18 protein-coding genes are annotated in these 17,756 nt (G+C 66.8%); 12 read left to right on the top strand and 6 right to left on the bottom strand.

Annotation, left to right across the window (positions count from 1 at the left end; all coding sequences use genetic code 11):
* Nucleotide 1: 1 nt before the first annotated feature.
* The gene (locus O5K39_RS16375; protein WP_271144665.1) at nucleotides 2–1,555 is read right to left on the bottom strand and encodes a flagellar hook-length control protein FliK; all 1,554 of its coding nucleotides are present in this window, start codon (nucleotides 1,553–1,555) and stop codon (nucleotides 2–4) included.
* A gap of 90 nt (nucleotides 1,556–1,645) precedes the next feature.
* On the opposite strand from O5K39_RS16375, the gene O5K39_RS16370 reads away from it, so the two are divergent.
* The 9 genes from O5K39_RS16370 to O5K39_RS16330 all read left to right on the top strand — a co-directional run bounded on the left by O5K39_RS16370 (nucleotide 1,646) and on the right by O5K39_RS16330 (nucleotide 11,357).
* A complete protein-coding gene (locus O5K39_RS16370; RefSeq protein ID WP_271144664.1) occupies nucleotides 1,646–1,939 on the top strand; it encodes a hypothetical protein in 294 nt (97 codons plus the stop codon).
* Nucleotides 1,930–4,050 (top strand): flagellar hook-associated protein FlgK, encoded by a 2,121-nt coding sequence (gene flgK / locus O5K39_RS16365; RefSeq protein ID WP_271144663.1) that lies wholly within the window; start codon nucleotides 1,930–1,932, stop codon nucleotides 4,048–4,050. Before O5K39_RS16370 ends, flgK begins: the two co-directional genes overlap by 10 nt.
* Nucleotides 4,050–4,979: a flagellin gene (locus tag O5K39_RS16360; protein WP_271144662.1), complete on the top strand. Its 930-nt coding sequence runs from the start codon at nucleotides 4,050–4,052 to the stop codon at nucleotides 4,977–4,979. Before flgK ends, O5K39_RS16360 begins: the two co-directional genes overlap by 1 nt.
* Nucleotides 4,980–5,040: 61 nt before the next feature.
* Nucleotides 5,041–6,282, top strand: a complete 1,242-nt coding sequence (locus O5K39_RS16355) for a putative DNA modification/repair radical SAM protein (RefSeq protein WP_271144661.1) — start codon at nucleotides 5,041–5,043, stop codon at nucleotides 6,280–6,282.
* Nucleotides 6,282–7,766, top strand: coding sequence for a UdgX family uracil-DNA binding protein (locus O5K39_RS16350; protein WP_271144660.1), 1,485 nt, complete (start codon nucleotides 6,282–6,284; stop codon nucleotides 7,764–7,766). The genes O5K39_RS16355 and O5K39_RS16350 overlap by 1 nt, the downstream gene beginning before the upstream one ends.
* A gap of 99 nt (nucleotides 7,767–7,865) precedes the next feature.
* Nucleotides 7,866–8,984 carry an ABC transporter permease gene (locus O5K39_RS16345; protein WP_271144659.1) on the top strand — a complete coding sequence of 373 codons (1,119 nt, stop codon included), beginning with the start codon at nucleotides 7,866–7,868 and terminating at the stop codon, nucleotides 8,982–8,984.
* Nucleotides 8,981–9,784, top strand: a complete 804-nt coding sequence (locus tag O5K39_RS16340) for an ABC transporter ATP-binding protein (RefSeq protein WP_271144658.1) — start codon at nucleotides 8,981–8,983, stop codon at nucleotides 9,782–9,784. Before O5K39_RS16345 ends, O5K39_RS16340 begins: the two co-directional genes overlap by 4 nt.
* A gap of 8 nt (nucleotides 9,785–9,792) precedes the next feature.
* Nucleotides 9,793–10,731, top strand: coding sequence for an MlaD family protein (locus tag O5K39_RS16335; RefSeq protein ID WP_271144657.1), 939 nt, complete (start codon nucleotides 9,793–9,795; stop codon nucleotides 10,729–10,731).
* Nucleotides 10,728–11,357, top strand: coding sequence for an ABC-type transport auxiliary lipoprotein family protein (locus tag O5K39_RS16330; RefSeq protein ID WP_271144656.1), 630 nt, complete (start codon nucleotides 10,728–10,730; stop codon nucleotides 11,355–11,357). Before O5K39_RS16335 ends, O5K39_RS16330 begins: the two co-directional genes overlap by 4 nt.
* Before the next feature lie 4 nt (nucleotides 11,358–11,361).
* On the opposite strand, the gene O5K39_RS16325 is transcribed toward O5K39_RS16330, so the two are convergent.
* The 5 genes from O5K39_RS16325 to O5K39_RS16305 all read right to left on the bottom strand — a co-directional run bounded on the left by O5K39_RS16325 (nucleotide 11,362) and on the right by O5K39_RS16305 (nucleotide 14,453).
* On the bottom strand, nucleotides 11,362–12,186 hold the full coding sequence (locus O5K39_RS16325; RefSeq protein ID WP_271144655.1) for a hypothetical protein: 825 nt from the start codon (nucleotides 12,184–12,186) through the stop codon (nucleotides 11,362–11,364).
* A 98-nt stretch (nucleotides 12,187–12,284) separates the two neighbouring features.
* Nucleotides 12,285–12,938: a 3-oxoacid CoA-transferase subunit B gene (locus O5K39_RS16320; protein WP_271144654.1), complete on the bottom strand. Its 654-nt coding sequence runs from the start codon at nucleotides 12,936–12,938 to the stop codon at nucleotides 12,285–12,287.
* Nucleotides 12,938–13,642 carry a CoA transferase subunit A gene (locus O5K39_RS16315; RefSeq protein WP_271144653.1) on the bottom strand — a complete coding sequence of 235 codons (705 nt, stop codon included), beginning with the start codon at nucleotides 13,640–13,642 and terminating at the stop codon, nucleotides 12,938–12,940. The genes O5K39_RS16320 and O5K39_RS16315 overlap by 1 nt, the downstream gene beginning before the upstream one ends.
* Nucleotides 13,643–13,717: 75 nt before the next feature.
* The gene (locus tag O5K39_RS16310; RefSeq protein WP_271144652.1) at nucleotides 13,718–14,095 is read right to left on the bottom strand and encodes a transcriptional regulator; all 378 of its coding nucleotides are present in this window, start codon (nucleotides 14,093–14,095) and stop codon (nucleotides 13,718–13,720) included.
* Nucleotides 14,096–14,105: 10 nt separating this feature from the next.
* Nucleotides 14,106–14,453: a type II toxin-antitoxin system HigB family toxin gene (locus O5K39_RS16305; protein ID WP_271144651.1), complete on the bottom strand. Its 348-nt coding sequence runs from the start codon at nucleotides 14,451–14,453 to the stop codon at nucleotides 14,106–14,108.
* 128 nt (nucleotides 14,454–14,581) lie between these two features.
* On the opposite strand from O5K39_RS16305, the gene O5K39_RS16300 reads away from it, so the two are divergent.
* From O5K39_RS16300 to O5K39_RS16290, 3 genes are read left to right on the top strand one after another with little or no spacing between them, the layout of a single operon-like run.
* Nucleotides 14,582–15,469, top strand: a complete 888-nt coding sequence (locus O5K39_RS16300; protein WP_271144650.1) for a DUF459 domain-containing protein — start codon at nucleotides 14,582–14,584, stop codon at nucleotides 15,467–15,469.
* On the top strand, nucleotides 15,466–16,332 hold the full coding sequence (locus O5K39_RS16295) for a GDSL-type esterase/lipase family protein (protein ID WP_271144649.1): 867 nt from the start codon (nucleotides 15,466–15,468) through the stop codon (nucleotides 16,330–16,332). Before O5K39_RS16300 ends, O5K39_RS16295 begins: the two co-directional genes overlap by 4 nt.
* Before the next feature lies 1 nt (nucleotide 16,333).
* A complete protein-coding gene (locus O5K39_RS16290; RefSeq protein WP_271144648.1) occupies nucleotides 16,334–17,752 on the top strand; it encodes an MBOAT family protein in 1,419 nt (472 codons plus the stop codon).
* Nucleotides 17,753–17,756 lie beyond the last annotated feature (4 nt).

The following is a 17,756-nucleotide window of genomic DNA, read 5'->3' as shown; positions in this document are numbered from 1 at the left end:
GTCAGACTTTCAGATCGACGCCGCGCGGCGTCAGCGACAGGGACGTCCAGGCGGCAGGGGCGGGCGTGGCGAGGTCGGCATCGGCGGCGATGCGGGAGGCCGAGGCGAAGGCGCGGCCCTGGCGACGGTCGAAGCCGCCACCTGATGAGGACTGGCGCTCGGCGAACTCCAGGCCGTCACGGGCGATGGTGAAGCCGGCGTCCTGAAGCTCGCGCCGCAGATCATCGACCCGGCCGCGCAGTTCGGTGGCGGCGAGCGGGTTGTCGAAGGCGAGGCGGGCGGCGAGTTGTCCCGAGGCGTCAATCTCGAGGCTGACATCGACGCGGCCGAGGCCTTCGGGTGTCAGGCCCATCTCGAACCGGGTGGAGCGGCCGGCGAGGGTCTTCGAGATCTGGGCGGCGATCTGGGCCGTGGTGTCGATCGTGGCCTGGGACAACTGCGACAGGGTAGAGGCCTGGGCGGTCACCGCGGTCGAGGCGGGCGCCGAAGAAGGCTGGGCCAGGGTGGCGGCAGGGGGCGTGGCGGTCTCGATGGTTTCGATGGACGGCGCGAGCGTCTGAATGGGGCCGTCGGCGGGTTTGGCGGCAGCCGGGGTGACATCGGATGTGGCCTTGCCTGCGAGCGGCGACGTCTTCGAAGCCGCGCCTTCCGACATCTGGGAGGGCGAGGTCTCGGACGACCCTGTCTCGGTCGGGCCGGTCTTGCTCAGAGGCGTTTCGGCCGGAAGAGCGTCCTTGCCCGCGACTGTCGGCTCGGACGCGGTCGGGGTGTGGTCACTCCTGGTCAGGGCACGCCCGGCGACCGGGGGCGACAGCTGTTCGGGCGCGAGCGTCTGGAGGGTCTGGGTGGGCGAGACGTTCAGGGCGGCGAGGGCCTTGGCGACGGCCTGGGCGGCGGTCGCGGTCGGGCTCGCAGCGGACGCGTCGGTGGAGGCGTCAGTCGGCGCGGCGGGGGCCTCAAGCAGCGCGTCGTCAGTGTCCCCTTGTTCGGCAGGGGCAGGGCTCGCCTGGTCGGGCGTGGTGTCGATCGGCGAAGGCGCGACGGTCTGGGTGAGCCTATCGGCGGCTTCATCCGACGCCGCAGACTTGACGGACACGGCGACGGGTTCCGGAAGGGGCGTGACGGCCGGCTGGGGCGACGCGGGCTGGTCGGTGTCGTCGGCCTGGATCTCGGAGGACAGGTCGGATGCGCCGATGGTCGTTTCAGGATCGGTCGGCGGTTGATCCTCGCTCTCGGTTGCAGCGACCAGAGCGTTCGCATCCGTTTCCTCTGTACCGGTGCTCTCGACGGTAGCGCCGCCGCCGGTCGGCCGGGGCTGGAGGGCGAAGGCGAGGGCGGCGGAGATCAGGGCGTGGACCTGATTGGGGGCGGCCACGGGCGTGACGGGCTCGGCCGAGGTCGTCGCCGTAGCGGCAGGCGGAACCGTGTCCGCAGCCGCAGTCTCGACGGCGACCAGTCCAGCGAAGGCACCGTCGTCGGCAGGCGCGATCGAGCCCGTGTCGCCGCTGGGGGCGACGATAGCGGTCGGCATGGCGAGGAGGGTGGCGGGGGACATGAGGCGGCAGGCTGTTTCGGCTGGATGCGGGGCGGCGCCTGCTGCGCCTGGGTGTTCACCGTCCGGCCTCGCAAGCGGCGGGCCAGTTCGTTGGCTGTTGTATTTGTTTGTGAAATCAGGATGGTGCCGTGGATGGTTGATCCGTCGTCGTGGCGATTCTTGCCGCGTCTTCGCGTTTTTTGCCCGGCGACGCGGTGCCGGGTGCATCTGGCCCGCCGCTTGCGCACCTGTCGTCTCATGCAACAGGCGCGATTAGCCATATTCAAGGAATTCAAGGCCCTGGCGGTCATTGAACACACCGTCGCCGGGCAAGAAGCGCCGCGCGGTCGGAAGGGCTTGCCGGGCGCCGACGTGGCCATGGTGGAGGCGATCCCATGTCGCTGAGTTCCATCATGAACATCGCCAACTCGGGGCTGTCCGCCGCACAGACCCAGTTGCGCGTGGTTTCGGACAACGTCGCCAACGTCAATACGCCCGGCTATGTCCGCAAGATCGCCGAGCAGGTCTCGCTGACCACCGAGGGCGTGGGGTCCGGCGTGGAGGTCGCGCGGGTTCGTCTGGCCACCGACCGGTTCCTGCAATCCGCCAGCCTGAACGCCAGCGCCGACTCCAACCGCCAGGGCGTGCGCTATGAGCTGTACGACCGTATCCAGACCCTGTTCGGCGATCCGGGTGGCAACAGCGGCTTCTTCTCGCAGGTCGACGGGGCGTTCGCGGCGTTTGCGACCATGGCCGAAAGCGCCGGCTCCTCGCCGCTGCGTCAGGAGGCTTTGTTCAAGGTCGAGGCCCTTTTCGACGAGGCCACACGTATCTCGAGCCAGATCCAGTCGGTGCGTGAGGATGCAGACGGCCGGATCCAGACGGCGGTCGAGAAGGCCAACGGCCTGTTGCAGCATATCGAGACCCTGAACGTCGACATCGCGCGGGCCACCGTAATCAACGGCGACGCCTCCGGCGCGGAAACCCAGCAGGCGTCCCTGATCAGCCAGCTGTCCGAGCTGATGGACGTCAAGGTGTCTCCGCGCACCAATGGCGGAGTGTCGATCCGGAGCTCTGCGGGCCTGTTGCTGGCCGGGCAGGGGGCGGCGACGCTGGAGTATCGCAGCGCCGGCGCGGTCAACGCCGAGAGCACCTTCGAGGACGTCTGGGTCACCGAGCCGGGCGGCCAGAAGCGGTCGTTCACCGACGGGCTGAAGAGCGGCGAGATCAAGGGCCTGCTGGAACTGCGGGACATCGAGGCACCGGCGACGGCGGAGCGGCTGGCCGAACTGGTCACCCGGGTCGCCGATGAGCTGAACCGCGCCCACAATGCCAACGCCAGCGTGCCCGCGCCGACCACCCTGACCGGACGCAATGTCGGCCAGACACTGGAGACGGCCCTGACCGGGTTCACCGGCCAGACCACGATCGCAGTGACCAACACATCCGGCGTGATCCAGGCGCGGGCCGACATCGTCTTCTCCGGGGCGTCGATGACGGTGAACGGGGTCGGAACGACGCCGGCGAACTTTCTGACGACCCTGAACGCCCAGCTCGGCGGGGCGGCGACGGCGTCGTTCGCGAACGGGGTGCTGAGCCTGAGTGCGACCGGGACCAACGGCGTGGCCATCGCCGACGACGCGACCTCACCCTCCAGCAAGGCCGGGCGCGGGTTCTCGCACTATTTCGGGCTCAACGATCTGGTCACGACCGATCGGATGGCCCTGTACGACGTGGGCCTGACGGGGACGTCGCAGCACGGGTTCACGGCGGGCGAGACCGTCACCTTCCGCTTCGCCGAAGAAGGTGGAGGGCGGCTGCGCGACCTGACGGTCGCCGTGCCGGCGGGCACCGGCACGATGTCGGAACTTCTGACGGCGCTGAACAGTCCGGTGACCGGGGTCGGCCGCTATGGCGCGTTTGTCCTCGACGGGACGACGGGCGCGGTGACGTTCCAGGCCTCGGGATCGCCGCCGGCCGTGGTTTCGGTCGCCGAGGACACCACGACACAGACCCCCTCCGGTGTTTCGCTGACCGAGTTGCTCGGCGTCGGGGCCGGGGTCCGGTCGTCGCGGGCCGACGGGTTCGCCCTGAGGACCGACATCCGCAACAATCCCGGCAAGCTGGCCCTGGCCCAGTTGAACCTGACTGCCGCAGCGGGTGCGACGGCCTTGAGCGCGGGGGACGGGCGAGGGGCCCTGGGTCTGGCCGACGCGGGCCGGAGATCGGCGAACTTCCAGGCGGCGGGCGGGTCGGTGGGCGGGACCCAGTCGATCGCGCGATATTCCGCAGACCTGTCCGGCGACATCGGCGCGCGTGCCGCAGCATCCAAGACCCGGGCCGAAAGCTCGCAGGCCATCCAGACCGAGGCGGCGGCCCGTCAGTCGGCCTACGAGGGCGTCAACCTGGACGAGGAACTGGTCAAGATGACGACCTATCAACAGGCCTTCAACGCCTCGGCCCGGCTGATCCAGTCGGCCAAGGACATGTATGACGTCCTTCTGGGGATGGTGTGATGAATCGCGTATCGACCCCCGGCAACTATCAGTCGGCCCTGCTGAACCTGATGAACGCCCAGGCCCAGCAGACGGACGCCCAGACCCGCCTGTCGACCCAGAAGAACGCCACCGACATGGCCGGTTTCGGTCGCGGGGCAGAGAACCTGACCACACTGAAGGCCGCGACCAGCCGGGTGCAGTCCTTCCTCGATACCGGCGAAGCCGTCGCCGCCAAGCTGGCGACCCAGGACCAGGCGCTGAACCAGATCAACGACAGTATCGGGACCGCCCGGTCGGCGATCGGCAGTGTGCTGGCCTCGGAGTCGGCCGATGTGCTGATGCTGGAGCTGCGCGGGCAGTTCCAGTCGATCCAGAACGGGCTGAACGCCGAACACCAGGGTGTCTATCTGTTCGGTGGCGGCAACACCGGTCAAGCCCCAGTCAATGTCTCGACCATGGCCCAGCTGGCGGCGGCCCCCGACGTGGCTTCGACCTTCGACAACGACAGCCTGACGCCGGTGTCGCGGTTGGGCGAAGGGCGGTCGATCCAGACCGGCTATCTGGCCGAGGACATCGGCACCGCCATCTTCCAGATCTTCCGCGACATCCAGGCCTATAACGACGATCCGGCCACGGGCCCGCTGACCGGCAAGCCGACGGAGGCGCAGAAGGACTTCCTGACGGCCCAGTTGAGCCGTCTGGACGCCGCCAGCACCGACACGATCGAGGTGATCGCCCGCAACGGCTCACTGGCCAAACAGGTCGAGACCACCAACGCCAGTCATCAGGGTCAGGTGGAAACTCTGGATGCCATGGTGGCGTCCAAGACAGACGCCGATCTGGCGCGGGCCCTGACCGACCTGCAACTGTCACAGGTGGCGGTGCAGGCGTCGGCCCAGGTGCTGAGCAAGCTGGGCGAGTCGTCGCTGCTCAACTACCTGCGATAAAAGCGAAAAATCCCGAACGGCCACGCTGGACCCGAACGTGTTTCGGGAACATATAGCGAACATGGCTCAACTCGATCTGCGACAGAAGCTGGCCGTTCTGGCGGATGCCGCCAAATACGACGCATCCTGTTCGTCGTCCGGAACCTCGAAGCGTAACTCGGTCGGCGGCAAGGGGATCGGTTCCACCGAGGGGATGGGCATCTGTCACGCCTACACGCCGGACGGGCGGTGCGTGAGCCTGCTCAAGATCCTGCTGACCAATTTCTGCATCTACGACTGCGCCTACTGCATCAACCGGGTGTCGTCGAACGTGCAGCGGGCCCGGTTCACGGTCGATGAGGTCGTCGAGCTGACGCTGAACTTCTACAAGCGGAACTATATCGAGGGGCTGTTCCTGTCGTCGGGGATCATCCGGTCCGGCGATTACACGATGGAGCAGCTGGTCGAGGTGGCGAGGAAGCTGCGCGTCGATCACGACTTTCGCGGCTATATCCATCTGAAGCTGATCCCAGAGGCCGATCCCCGGCTGGTCGAGGCGGCGGGGCTGTATGCGGACCGGCTGTCTGCCAATATCGAACTGCCGCGCGAGGAGGCTCTGAACCGGCTGGCCCCGCAGAAGAGCATGGGCGTGATCAAGAAGGCGATGAGCCAGGTTCGGCTCGGCGTCGAGGCCGCGAGGCCCGGCAAGCGCGATCGGATCAAGCCGCCGAAATTCGCACCCGGTGGCCAGAGCACGCAGTTGATCGTGGGGGCGGACGGGGCGCCCGACAGCGAGATCCTGGATCGAAGTGCGTCGCTGTACGGAGGCTATGGGCTGCGCCGGGTCTACTATTCGGCCTTTTCGCCCATCCCGGATTCCAGCTCGACCCTGCCGTTGGCAAAGCCACCGCTGATGCGCGAGCACCGGCTGTATCAGGCGGACTGGCTGATGCGGTTCTATGGGTTTTCGGCACCCGAGATTGCGGGGGCGACGACGGGCGGGATGCTGGATCTTGCCGTCGATCCCAAGCTGGCCTGGGCGTTGAACAGCCGGGCGGCGTTTCCGGTCGATGTGAATACCGCCGATCGGGAAAGCCTTTTGCGGGTACCCGGTTTGGGGGTGAAGTCGATCGACCGGATGATCCGTGTGCGGCGCTATCGAACACTGCGGCTCGAAGACGTGGCGCGGCTGTGCCGGGGGATCGACAAGGTGCGGCCGTGGATCACGGCGCTGGACTGGTCGCCGGGCGGGCTGACGGATGCGGCGGATCTGCGCGCGCGGCTGGTCAGGGAACCGGAGCCGGTTCAGCTCACTCTGTTCTGATGCGGGTCGCGACGCTTGAGCACGAGACGGATTTCGACGGGTGGCGCACGGCGGCGCGGGCGTTCCGGCTGGCGGGGGTGAGGCCGGCCGAGGCGCGGTTCGAGGTCGCGGGGGCTGCGGGGCAGGGCGGGTTGTTCGATGTGCCTCCATCGGCTCATCCCGAAGAAGGTCCCGATAAGCGGAAAGAAAGTGGATTCACCGTCCCCAAGGCCTTCGTCGATGTCGCGAAAGCGGTGATCCTGCACCGGTCGGGCGATCGGTTCGACCTGATGTACCGTCTGCTGTGGCGGCTGCGCGACGAGCCCGATCTGATGAAGATCGTCTCCGACGTCGATGTCGCCGACGCCATGGAGCGGGCCAAGAACGTCAGTCGGGCGTCGCACAAGATGAAGGCCTTCGTCCGGTTTCGGGAGGTCAAGGACGAGGTGGGCGAGGCCTGGGTCGCCTGGTTCGAACCGGCGCATCGGGTGCTGGAGAAGACCGCGCCTTTCTTCGTCAACCGGTTCACGACGATGCGGTGGTCGATCCTGACGCCCGACGGATCATGCTTCTGGTCCCCGCCTGGCGCGGGGATGACGGTAGACGACGAGGGCCTCAAATTCGGCCCGCCGGCCAGCGCTGCGGATGCACCGCAGGAAGACGAGATCGAGGCCTTCTGGCAGACCTACTATGCCTCGACCTTCAATCCGGCGCGGCTGAAGACCAGAACCATGCAGGGCGAGATGCCCAAGCGGTACTGGAAGAACCTGCCCGAGGCGAAGCTGATCCCCGAGCTGATCGCGGCCTCGGCGACGCGCACCGATGCGATGGTCGCGACAGCGCCGTCCGAGCCGAACGCCCGCCTCGCCAAGGCTATCGCGAAATCCAATCGCGACGGATCGTTTGAGGAGGGGTTCGTGCCGTCCAGTCTGGAAGAGCTGCGTCACGGGGTTCAGGCCTGTCGCCGTTGCCCCCTGTATCGCGACGCGACCCAAGGGGTGTGCGGCGAGGGACCGTCGAGGGCGAAGCTGATGATCGTCGGCGAACAGCCAGGGGACCAGGAGGATCTCGCGGGTCGGCCCTTCGTGGGGCCGGCAGGGCAGGTGCTGAATGCGGCGCTGGAGGAAGCCGGCATCGACCGCGGTGAGGTGTTCGTCACCAATGCGGTCAAGCATTTCAAACACGAACCGCAGGGCAAGCGGAGGTTGCACAAGACGCCGGTGGCGTCAGAGGTCTCGGCCTGCCGCTGGTGGCTGGATCACGAACGGCGGCTGGTGCGGCCCCGGGTGGTGCTGGCGCTGGGCGCGACGGCGTCGCTTGCCGTGCTGAACCGCAAGATCGCCGTGACCCAGACGAGGCGGCAACCCATGCCATTGGACGACGGATCGACGGCCATGATCACCGTCCATCCTTCCTATCTGCTTCGTCTGCCGGATGAGGACGCACGGGCGCGCGAGCGGGCGGCCTTCGTCAGCGACCTGAAACGCGTGCGGGCCGCTCTGTGACGGCTTGCGGTGGCCACGGCGGGCCCTTAACCATCGGGCCATGTTCGTAAGTTCGGCCAAGCCATGGGCGTTTGCGCCGGCCTCGGCTAAGGGATGGCGATGAGCACAGCCGATTTCCAGATCGAGGAGGCCGAGGGCGGCAGCGCGCGGCTGCGGCTGACCGGCGACTGGACCACGGCGGGGATGGGCCGTTCGGCGCAATCGCTCAGCGACAAGCTGTCGGGCCGCAAGATTTCCGGCGTCGATCTCAGTGGCCTGGGGCGGTTCGACACGGCCGGTGCCCTGGTCATCGTTCAGGCCTCGGACTGCGTGTTTCCGGCGGACGCCTGGGCCGACCGGCCGGAAGCGGGCCGGGTCTATGCCATGGTCGAGAAGCTGGAGCGCGAGACCGCGCCCCCGCCTCGCAAGCCCGATCCCTTTACCCAGACTTTCTCCAAGATTGGCCATGGCGTCGCCGACGTCGGTGCCGAGTTCGTTCTGTCGATGGCCTTCCTCGGCCGGTTGATCACCTCGACCGGCACGGCGCTGGCCCGTCCCGGCCATATCCGCTGGGCTGCCTGGTTCAGCCAGGCCGAGCGGTCGGGACTGGATGCCCTGCCTATCGTCGCCGTGACCAACTTCTTCATCGGTGCCGTCATCGCCTTCCTGGGCGCCAATCTGCTGACCCAGTTCGGGGCCGGGGTGTTCACCGTGCAGCTGGTGGCCGTGGCGGTGCTGCGTGAACTTGCCGTGCTGATCACCGCCATCCTGCTGGCCGGGCGCTCGGCTTCGTCGTTCGCCGCCGAGATCGGGTCGATGCGGATGAACCAGGAGGTGGACGCCATGCAGGTGATGGGCGTCAATCCGTTCCAGGCCCTGGTCATCCCCAGGTTGGCGGCCATGGTGCTGATGATGCCGCTGTTGACCTTTGTGGCCATGCTGTCGGGCTTCTTCGGCGGCCTGCTGGTGACGTGGAGCCAGCTGGATTACGGCCCGGCCTTCTTCATCCAGCGCATCAGCGAGGACCCCAACATGGGCACCCATTTGATGGTCGGGATGATCAAGGCCCCCGTGTTCGCCATCGTCATCGCCGCCATCGGCTGTCGCCAGGGAATGGCGGTGTCGGGCGACGTCGAAAGCCTGGGCAGGCGCGTGACAGCGGCGGTGGTGCAGGCGATCTTCGCCATCATCCTGCTGGACGCCGTGTTCGCTCTGGTCTTCCTGGAGCTGAACCTGTGAGCGCGGATAAGGGCGAGGCCATCGGCAGCTATGACGGCGACAACCTGATCGAGGTGCGCGGTCTGCTGAGCCAGTTCGGGGAACAGGTGATCCACCGCGACCTGGATCTGGACGTGAAGCGCGGCGAGGTCCTGGGGGTCGTCGGCGGTTCGGGCACGGGCAAGACCGTGCTGCTGAACTCCATCATCGGGCTGAAGCAGCCCGAGGGCGGCACGATACGCATCTTCGGCCACGACACCGGCGACCTGACGGCCCAGCAATCGGCCGACATCGAGCAACGCACCGGGACCCTGTTCCAGCAGGGGGCGCTGTTCTCGTCCTTGACGGTGCTGGAGAACGTCGCATCGCCCCTGGTCGAGCACACCCGGCTGTCCAAGGACACGATCCGCGAACTGGCCGAGATGAAGATCGCCATGGTCGGTCTCAAGCCCGAAAGCCACCATCAGAAACCGGCCGAGCTGTCGGGGGGGATGAAGAAGCGGGTCGGCCTGGCACGGGCCCTGGCGCTGGATCCCGAGCTGCTGTTCCTCGACGAGCCGACGGCGGGTCTGGACCCGATCGGAGCGGCGGCGTTCGACGCCCTGATCCGCAACCTGTCGGACGATCTGGGACTGACCGTCTTCATGATTACGCACGACCTCGATAGTCTGTATGCGATCTGTGACAAGGTCGCGGTGCTGGCTGACAAGCGGGTCGTCGAAAAGGCCACGGTGCAGGAGTTGGAGAAATCCGACCATCCGTGGATCAAGGAATACTTCCTGGGGCCGCGTGGACGCGCGGCGACCAAGTCCGCCGCCTGAGGATCGAGATGGAACGAGACGCCCACTACGCCGCCGTCGGCATCGCCACCGTCGCCCTGGTCGCGGCCCTGATCGTGTTCACGATCTGGCTGGCCCGGCTGCAGTTCAACGACGACTACGACGTCTACGACATCGTGTTCTCGGGACCCGTCAATGGATTGTCGGAAGGCGGCGAGGTCCACTTCAACGGTATCCGGGTGGGTGAGGTGACCGACCTGAATCTGGATCCCAAGAAGGGCGATCAGGTCATCGCGCGCATTCGTCTGGACGCCACCACGCCGGTGCGGGTGACCTCGCGGGCCCAGTTGGAGCCCCAGGGCATCACCGGCTTGAACTACGTCCAGATCACGCCAGGCACCGAGGGCAGCGCCCTGCTGAAAACCCAGTACCCGGAAAACGTCATTCCGGTGATCCAGAGCCAGCCGTCGCCGATCGCCGAACTGCTGAGCGGATCCGGCACGGTGCTGGCCCAGACGGTGGATGCGCTGAACCGGATCAACAGGGTCCTGTCCGACGACAATATCCGTTCGTTCTCGACCACGCTGAACAATGTCGAGACGATCTCCAACGAGCTGAATGCCCGCAAGGGCATGTTCGACCAGCTGGAACAGGCCCTGACCAAGGCCAACGCAGCCGTCGCCGAGTACCAGGCCCTGGGTGCCGACGCTCGCCGTCTGATCAACACCGACGGTCGCCAGGCCATCGAGAACATCAACAAGGCGACCGAAGAAGCCCAGGCGGCCATCGCCTCGGCCAACCGTTCGGTGAGCTCGCTGGAACGGCCGCTGGGTGATTTCGCCACCACCGGCCTGCCCCAACTGACCCAGACCATCGAGGAGCTGAACGAGGCGACCGGCTCGCTTCAGGATCTGATCGACGACGTCCGGGCCAGCCCGCGCGACTTCATCGGCCGCCCCGCATCCAAGGAACTGGAGGTCCAGCCATGACCGGCGCACTGTTCACCCGCACAGCCCTGAAACTGGCCTCCGCGTTTGCCGTCACGGCGGCCCTGTCCGGCTGCGCCCTGTTGTCCACGCCCGATCCGGTCCAGACCTATCGCTTCGGTGGCGACGCGCCGGAGGTGGTCAACTCCGCAGCGGCGGCGCGAACGGTGGCCGTGGCCCTGCGCCGCATCGATTTCCCCGAGGCGTCCAAGGGGGATCGCATCCTGGGTGTCACCGGGACCGAGGCTGCCTATATCGGCGGCGCGCGCTGGATCTCGCCGGCCGAGGTGCTGTTCAACGACGCGCTGGAGGCGACGTTCGCCTCGCGCCCCGATCAGGTTCGCCTGATCGGACGGCGCGAGGTGGGGGCCTCGACCCGGGTGCTGAGCCTGGACGTCACGACCTTCGAGGCGCGGTACGATTATGCCGGGGCGGTGCCGACCGTCGTGATCTCGGCGCGCGCCCGGATGGTAGTCCTGCCGGAACGTTCGGTGACATCGGAACGGGTCTTCACCGTGCGCCAGCCGGCGACGGAGAACCGCGTCTCGTCGATCGTGGCGGCCTTTGATACCGCTACGCGCGACCTGAACACCCAGCTTCTGGAATGGACCGCCAGCGAAACCGACTGACGGTTCAGAGCCCGCGCCGGGCCTGTTCCATCCGGCCGCCCTCGTCGATGCGCCGGGACCGTCCGGTCTCGACCTCGCGAACAGCGGTGTCGAGCATGGCCAGGACGGTTTCGCGAGAGGTCACCAGTCGGGCCTGATCGGGGCGAATTTTTTTCGGTTTCCTGACGTGCATGCCCAGGGCCTGGGTCCAGTCGGCGTTCCATTCGATCAAGGCTTCGCAGGCCAGTTTCAACCGATGCAGCGCCTGGGCGTCCGTGTTCTGGATAACGCGGACCGAGGGCAGCAGCCGCAGAGCCGCGTCGCGGGCATCCGCCAGCCGGTGGCCCCGCTCGACGAGAGGCGCAGAGCCCGAAGGATGCAGGGCCAGGGCCGCGCAGGCGTCCAGATCCAGGGCCGACGCCCGCATCGCCTCCCACAGGCCATCCAGAACCTGAGATCTCCGGTCCAGCGCACCGATGCGGATTTGAAGGTCGTCGAGGGATTCGCTCAGCGTCCGCGTCGCCTCGGCGAACCGGGCGCGAAAGGCCTTGAGGCGGCGTTTACGGCTGTCGAGCAGTCCGCCCAGACCGCGACGGGTCACAAGGGCGCGGGGGTCCAGCCGGTCGATCCCGCCCCGCAGATGGGCCAGCACGGCCAGGGCCTCGGTCAGTTCCCCGCCGCGGGTTTCGGAGCGGATGCGGTCGCAGACCCCGAGGGCAGCCAGCCGGGTCGCCTCGCCGAAGCTTTCGGGTTCGGCCGGCGGACGCAGGCCCTCCGCCAACTCGGCCAGGCGCGCGGACGTCGGCGCAGGCAAGCCCGGCCGCGTGCGATCGGCGCGTCCCTCGCTCATCCTCGACCCCGATCCATGCCCGTTTCCCACGTCGGACTATCGACCGGTCATGCCGCTGACGACAAGGGGGATCGCCTGTGGGTTGCCGGGCGCGGCGTCTACTCGGCCAGGAACGGAGAGATCGAGTAGGTGGCCTCGGTCTTGGCGGCGACCTCTTCCAGGGTGACGCCCTCGGCCAGTTCGATCAGTTCAAGGCCCGTGCCGTCCGGCTTGACGTCGAACACCGCCAGGTCGGTGATGATGCGGCTGACGACGCCGGTGCCGGTCAGGGGCAGGGTGCAAGACTTCAGCACCTTGGACTGGCCGTGCTTGTTGGCGTGTTCCATGACGACGACCACGCGCTTGACGCCCGCGACCAGATCCATGGCCCCGCCCATGCCCTTCACCAGCTTGCCGGGGATCATCCAGTTGGCGATGTCGCCGTTCTCGGCGACTTCCATGGCGCCGAGGATCGACAGGTTGATATGGCCGCCCCGGATCATGGCGAAGCTGTCGGCCGAAGAGAAATAGCTGCTTTCGGGGATCTCGGTGATCGTCTGCTTGCCGGCGTTGATGAGGTCGGCGTCGACGTCTTCGTCATAGGGGAAGGGGCCCATGCCCAGCATCCCGTTCTCGGATTGAAGAGTCACCTCGATCCCGGCCGGGATATAGTTGGCCACCAGGGTCGGAATGCCGATGCCGAGGTTCACATAGAAGCCATCCTCAAGCTCGCGGGCGGCGCGGGCGGCGAGTTGGTCGCGGGTGCGGGCCATTATGCGGGCTCCCTCTGGGTGATGGTTCGCTGTTCGATGCGCTTCTCGAAAGTGCCCAGGATGATGCGGTCCACATAGATGCCGGGCGTGTGGATATTGTCGGGGTCCAGGGTGCCGGTCGGAACGATGTGTTCGACCTCGACGACGCAGGCCTTGCCGGCCGTGGCCATCATCGGGTTGAAGTTGCGGGCGGTCTTGCGGAATACCAGATTGCCCGCCGCATCGGCCTTCCAGGCCTTGACGATCGACAGGTCGGCGACGAGGCCGGTTTCCATCACATATTTACGGCCGTCGAACTCGCGGACTTCCTTGCCCTCGGCGACCAGGGTGCCGACGCCGGTGGCGGTAAAGAAGGCCGGGATGCCGGCCCCGCCTGCGCGGATGCGCTCGGCCAGGGTGCCCTGGGGGTTGAACTCGAGCTGGAGCTCGCCGGCCAGGTACTGGCGTTCGAACTCCTTGTTCTCGCCGACGTAGGACGAGATCATCTTGGCGATCTGGCGCGTTTCGAGAAGCTGGCCAAGGCCGAAACCGTCCACGCCCGCGTTGTTGGAGATGACCGTCAGATCCTTGACGCCCGAGGCCTTCAGCCCCGCGATCAGGTTTTCGGGGATGCCGCACAGGCCAAAGCCGCCCGACATCACCGTCATGCCGTCGAAGGTCAGGCCCTCGAGGGCGGCGGCCGCGTCCGTGAAGATCTTGCGCATCGGCTCCCTTTTTTCATTTTCTGATGAATATGCTTTGGCAGGCTGGATAGTCCAGCCACCACGGGTCGGCAAGGGTCATGCGGCGAGATCGCCGATCAAGGCACCCGCTGGAATGTGCCATGCCCGGCTGATCCGTCGAATCTGGTCCAGATTGATTTCCCGACGGCCGTTCAGCAGGTCGGATACCCGCGCCTTGGAGCCGATGATATCGATCAGGTCCGAGCGACTGTAGTGGTTCGTCTCCATCAAGAACTTCAGCACCTCAACCGGTGCGGCGCGCGGAATCGGATAGTGACGTCGCTCATAGTCTTCGATCAACAATGTCAGGGCGTCGAAATTCTCGGCGGCTTCGCTTCCGGGATCAGGTTCGTTGTCGAAATAGGGGCGGACGGCCTTCAGCGCGGCCTCGTACTCGACCTCGTCCCTCAGGGTGCGAACGGAGCTGAAATCCATGGTCATCTCTTCAAAGCCTCGCAACATCGATCTTGTCGTACTCAGCGTGAGTTCCGACGAACAGGATGAACACCCGTTTGGATTTGAATCCGATCAGGCCGACCACCCGGTACTTGTTGCCTCCGACATCAACGACCACCTTGCCGTCCTTGACGTAGTCGGCGGTGTTGAACGTGGCCCTGACTTCGCTGAAGCTGTTCCAGTCGGCGTCTGACACCGTCGTGTGCCACTCCGTCAATGCCGCCTTCGCCGCATCCGCAGCCCTGCCCTTCGGCAAACCCGTCCAGAACCGGACCAGCGCGGATTTGGCTATGACATGCACGATCGCGACGATATCACGTTCCCAATCTGGAAACAACGGGCGATCGTCGAACTGTTCCCCGCGCCACGGTTAACCTTTTTCTTCGCTCGCGAGGCGCAGGCGGTGGGCGGGGTCGGCTTGCTGGGTTAGACACAGAGGTCGGGGCAAGTCAGGACGTGTGGGGCGTGCGGGCAGGGATCAACTCATTGACGGCGGCGCTGCTGGTCGGCGTGGCGATCGGCCTGGTGCTGACGCCCGACGGTCGGGCGTGGCTGCGCCGGCCGACCCTGCTGTTCGGGTCCAGCGCCAACGCCTCGGCTCCGGTGGTCGAGCCAGCGTCGCCGCCGGTCGCGGCCGGGCCTGCGCTTCCGACCGTGACGCCTTTGAAGGACCGTCTGGCCCAGCGGCGGGCGTTGCGGGTCGGTGTGTTCGGGGATTCGATGGCGGACGGGCTGTGGACGGGTCTGTACCGGGAGCTGAACGGCCAGCCCGGTGTCACGGTGACCAAGTTCAGCGAGGTCTCCACCGGCCTGTCCCGCTATGACTATGTCGACATCCAGGACAAGACGGCGCGCCAGATCGCCGAGACGCCGGTCGATGTCGCGGTCATCCTGTTCGGCACCAACGACGCCCAGGGCATCAGCATCGACGGCCAGATCCACGAGTTCGGGTCTGCCGGCTGGAAGGTGGCCTACGCCAAACGGGTCGATGACCTGGTCGCGCTGCTGAGAAGCCGGGACGTGATGGTTTATTGGGTCGGGCTGCCGCGCATGAAGCGGGCGTCGTTCGACGGCAAGATGGCCCTGATCAATGAGGTGGTCTCGGCGCGGATGGCCGCGCTGAACGTGCCCTATCTGTCGACCGTGGCCCTGACCTCGGACGCCGAGGGCGACTACGACGCCTATCTTGCGGCGACGGACACCGGACGGCGCCAGCTGATGCGGGCCAACGACGGGATCCATATGTCGATGGCCGGCTATCTTAGGATCACCGAGCCGGTCGAGGCGGCAATCCGGCGGGACGCGGGCTTGGTCGAACAGGCAGCCGCTTCGCTCGAGGCCGCAGGGGCGTGACCGCAAGGCTGGGACGTGTCCTGGCGACCCTGGCGCTGGCGTTCGCCTCGGCGTCCTCCGTATCGGCCCAGGAACGGGCGTGGACGCCCCTGCCGTCGCCGGTCAGTCGAACCTGCCCCCAGGGCCTGTGCCAGGCGGATGCCCTGGCTCCGCTGTTCCGCGGTCTGGACGGTCGCTGGGTCGGCCATGTCCGGATCGTCCAGTTCGGTGACAGCCATACGGCCGCTGGCTGGATCACGGCGGCGGTTGAGCGGCGGTTGCGGGCGAGGTTTCCGACGCGGACCATCGACTGGACACCGGTCGGCGTGTCGGGGGCGACCCTGGCGTTGCTTCCTGACCAGAGACTGCCGATCGCCGACGCCTATCCCGACCTGATCGTCATCGCCTACGGCACCAATGAGGGGTTCGACGACGCGCTCGACCTCGGCACCTATGAGGCCCTGCTGGCCGCGCAGATTCGGCGGTTCCGGATGGAGGCTCCGGCCGCCGCCATCCTGATCCTGGGCGCACCCGAGGCGATGCGGGGGGAGGGGGGCGGCACGTGTTCCGGCGACGTCGAGGGGCGGTGGCGCGAACCGGCGATGCTGTCGGCTGTTCGCGAGGTCCAGTACCGCACGGCGGCGCGGATGAACGTCGCCTTCTGGGACTGGCGTGGACGGATGGGGGGGGATTGCTCGGCCGACCGGCTGACCCGCGCAGGCGCCTGGGGCGACCCGCTGATGCGTGAGGACCACGTCCATTTCAACGAGGCGGGTGCCGACTGGCTGGGCGGGCTGCTGTACGATGACCTGATGACGGCGGGCCGCGCCTGGTACGCTCGCAACCCACAGGCCCAGGGTCCAGCGCGGACGGGCGGGCGCTAGGATGCTGTTCCCGACCCTGGCGTTCGGCGTCTTCTTCCTGTTCGTCTATTTCACAGCGTGGTCGCTGGACCGGGAGAACGGCCGACGGAAGCTGTTCCTGCTGCTGGCCAGCTGGTTCTTCTACGCCCAGTGGGACTGGCGGTTCGTGCTGCTGCTGATCGGCTCGGCGGTGCTCAACTGGGGTGTCGCGGCCCTGATCGCGCGCAAGCCGGTCGGGGAAGACGGGTCCAGGATCGGGGCCGGGTGGCTGGTCGCCGCCGGTGTCGTGGCCAACCTGCTGATCCTGGGGGTGTTCAAATACTACGGCTTCTTTGTCGATCAGGCGCTGGAGCTGCTGTCCCGGTTCGGGTGGGAGCGCGATCTGCCGCTGCTGCAGATCGTGCTGCCGGTGGGGATTTCCTTCTTCACCTTCCAGGGCATCAGCTACGTCGTCGATGTGAAGCGCGGCAAAACGCCGCCGGCGAAGTCGCTGCTCGACGTCATGCTGTTGATGAGCTTCTTCCCGCATCTGGTGGCCGGGCCGATCGTGCGGGCGTCGGACCTGTTGCCGCAGTTCGACCGGGTACCGCGCCTGACCCGGGTGATGGCGGTCCACGGACTGCTGTTGATCGTCTGGGGCCTGTTCAAGAAGACGGTGATCGCGTCGGAGCTGTCGGTGCGGCTGGTCGATCCCGTGTTCTTCGATCCGGCGGCCCATTCGGCGCTGGACATCGCGGCGGCCGTCTATGGCTATGCGGTCCAGATCTATTGCGACTTCTCGGCCTATTCGGACATGGCGATCGGGATCGCGGCCTTGCTGGGCTATTCGTTTCCGAGGAATTTCGATCAGCCGTACCGGGCGGCGTCGATGCAGGCGTTCTGGCGGCGCTGGCACATCAGCCTGTCGAGCTGGCTGCGGGACTATCTGTATGTGCCGCTGGGGGGCGGCAAGCGTGGGCTGGTGGCGTCCTGCATCAATGTGATGATCACCATGCTGCTGGGCGGACTTTGGCACGGGGCCGCCTGGACCTTCATCGCCTGGGGTGCCCTGCACGGCGGGGTGCAGGTGATCGAGCGGCTGGGCCGGGCGGTGCTCGGTAATCGCGGCGTGGTTCCCTCCGTCGTCGGCGTCATCGTCACCTTCCACATCGTCTGCCTGGGCTGGATCCTGTTCCGGTCCGAGACTTTCGGCATGGCGCTCGAGGTGCTCGAGGGGTTGGGCAGGATGGGGCCAGCGACCCTGGTGACGCCGTTCCTGCTGACGCTGATCATCGGCGGGCTGGCCATGCACTGGTTGCCGCCCCGCGCGATCGAGGGGCTGGCCGAGCGGATGGCACCGGCACCGTCCCTGACCATCGGCGTTCTGATCGGCTTGGGCCTGTTGCTGGTCGAGGCCGTACGCCCCGACGGGGTCCAACCCTTCATCTATTTCCAGTTCTAGCTCA

Source organism: Brevundimonas sp. NIBR10, assembly GCF_027912515.1.
GTDB lineage: Bacteria > Pseudomonadota > Alphaproteobacteria > Caulobacterales > Caulobacteraceae > Brevundimonas.
The sequence above is the reverse complement of the archived record's forward strand: the minus strand, read 5'-3'. Positions and strand labels throughout refer to the sequence as shown.

Bases quoted from the DNA above. Each gene is read 5' to 3' on its own strand.
- O5K39_RS16350 (WP_271144660.1), top strand. From the start codon at position 6,282: ATGCGGGTCGCGACGCTTGAGCACGAGACGGATTTCGACGGGTGGCGC.
- O5K39_RS16290 (WP_271144648.1), top strand. From the start codon at position 16,334: ATGCTGTTCCCGACCCTGGCGTTCGGCGTCTTCTTCCTGTTCGTCTAT.
- O5K39_RS16325 (WP_271144655.1), bottom strand. From the start codon at position 12,186: ATGAGCGAGGGACGCGCCGATCGCACGCGGCCGGGCTTGCCTGCGCCG.
- O5K39_RS16315 (WP_271144653.1), bottom strand. From the start codon at position 13,642: ATGCGCAAGATCTTCACGGACGCGGCCGCCGCCCTCGAGGGCCTGACC.
- O5K39_RS16345 (WP_271144659.1), top strand. From the start codon at position 7,866: ATGAGCACAGCCGATTTCCAGATCGAGGAGGCCGAGGGCGGCAGCGCG.
- flgK (WP_271144663.1), top strand. From the start codon at position 1,930: ATGTCGCTGAGTTCCATCATGAACATCGCCAACTCGGGGCTGTCCGCC.
- O5K39_RS16375 (WP_271144665.1), bottom strand. From the start codon at position 1,555: ATGTCCCCCGCCACCCTCCTCGCCATGCCGACCGCTATCGTCGCCCCC.
- O5K39_RS16320 (WP_271144654.1), bottom strand. From the start codon at position 12,938: ATGGCCCGCACCCGCGACCAACTCGCCGCCCGCGCCGCCCGCGAGCTT.
- O5K39_RS16330 (WP_271144656.1), top strand. From the start codon at position 10,728: ATGACCGGCGCACTGTTCACCCGCACAGCCCTGAAACTGGCCTCCGCG.
- O5K39_RS16355 (WP_271144661.1), top strand. From the start codon at position 5,041: ATGGCTCAACTCGATCTGCGACAGAAGCTGGCCGTTCTGGCGGATGCC.
- O5K39_RS16310 (WP_271144652.1), bottom strand. From the start codon at position 14,095: ATGGATTTCAGCTCCGTTCGCACCCTGAGGGACGAGGTCGAGTACGAG.
- O5K39_RS16360 (WP_271144662.1), top strand. From the start codon at position 4,050: ATGAATCGCGTATCGACCCCCGGCAACTATCAGTCGGCCCTGCTGAAC.
- O5K39_RS16335 (WP_271144657.1), top strand. From the start codon at position 9,793: ATGGAACGAGACGCCCACTACGCCGCCGTCGGCATCGCCACCGTCGCC.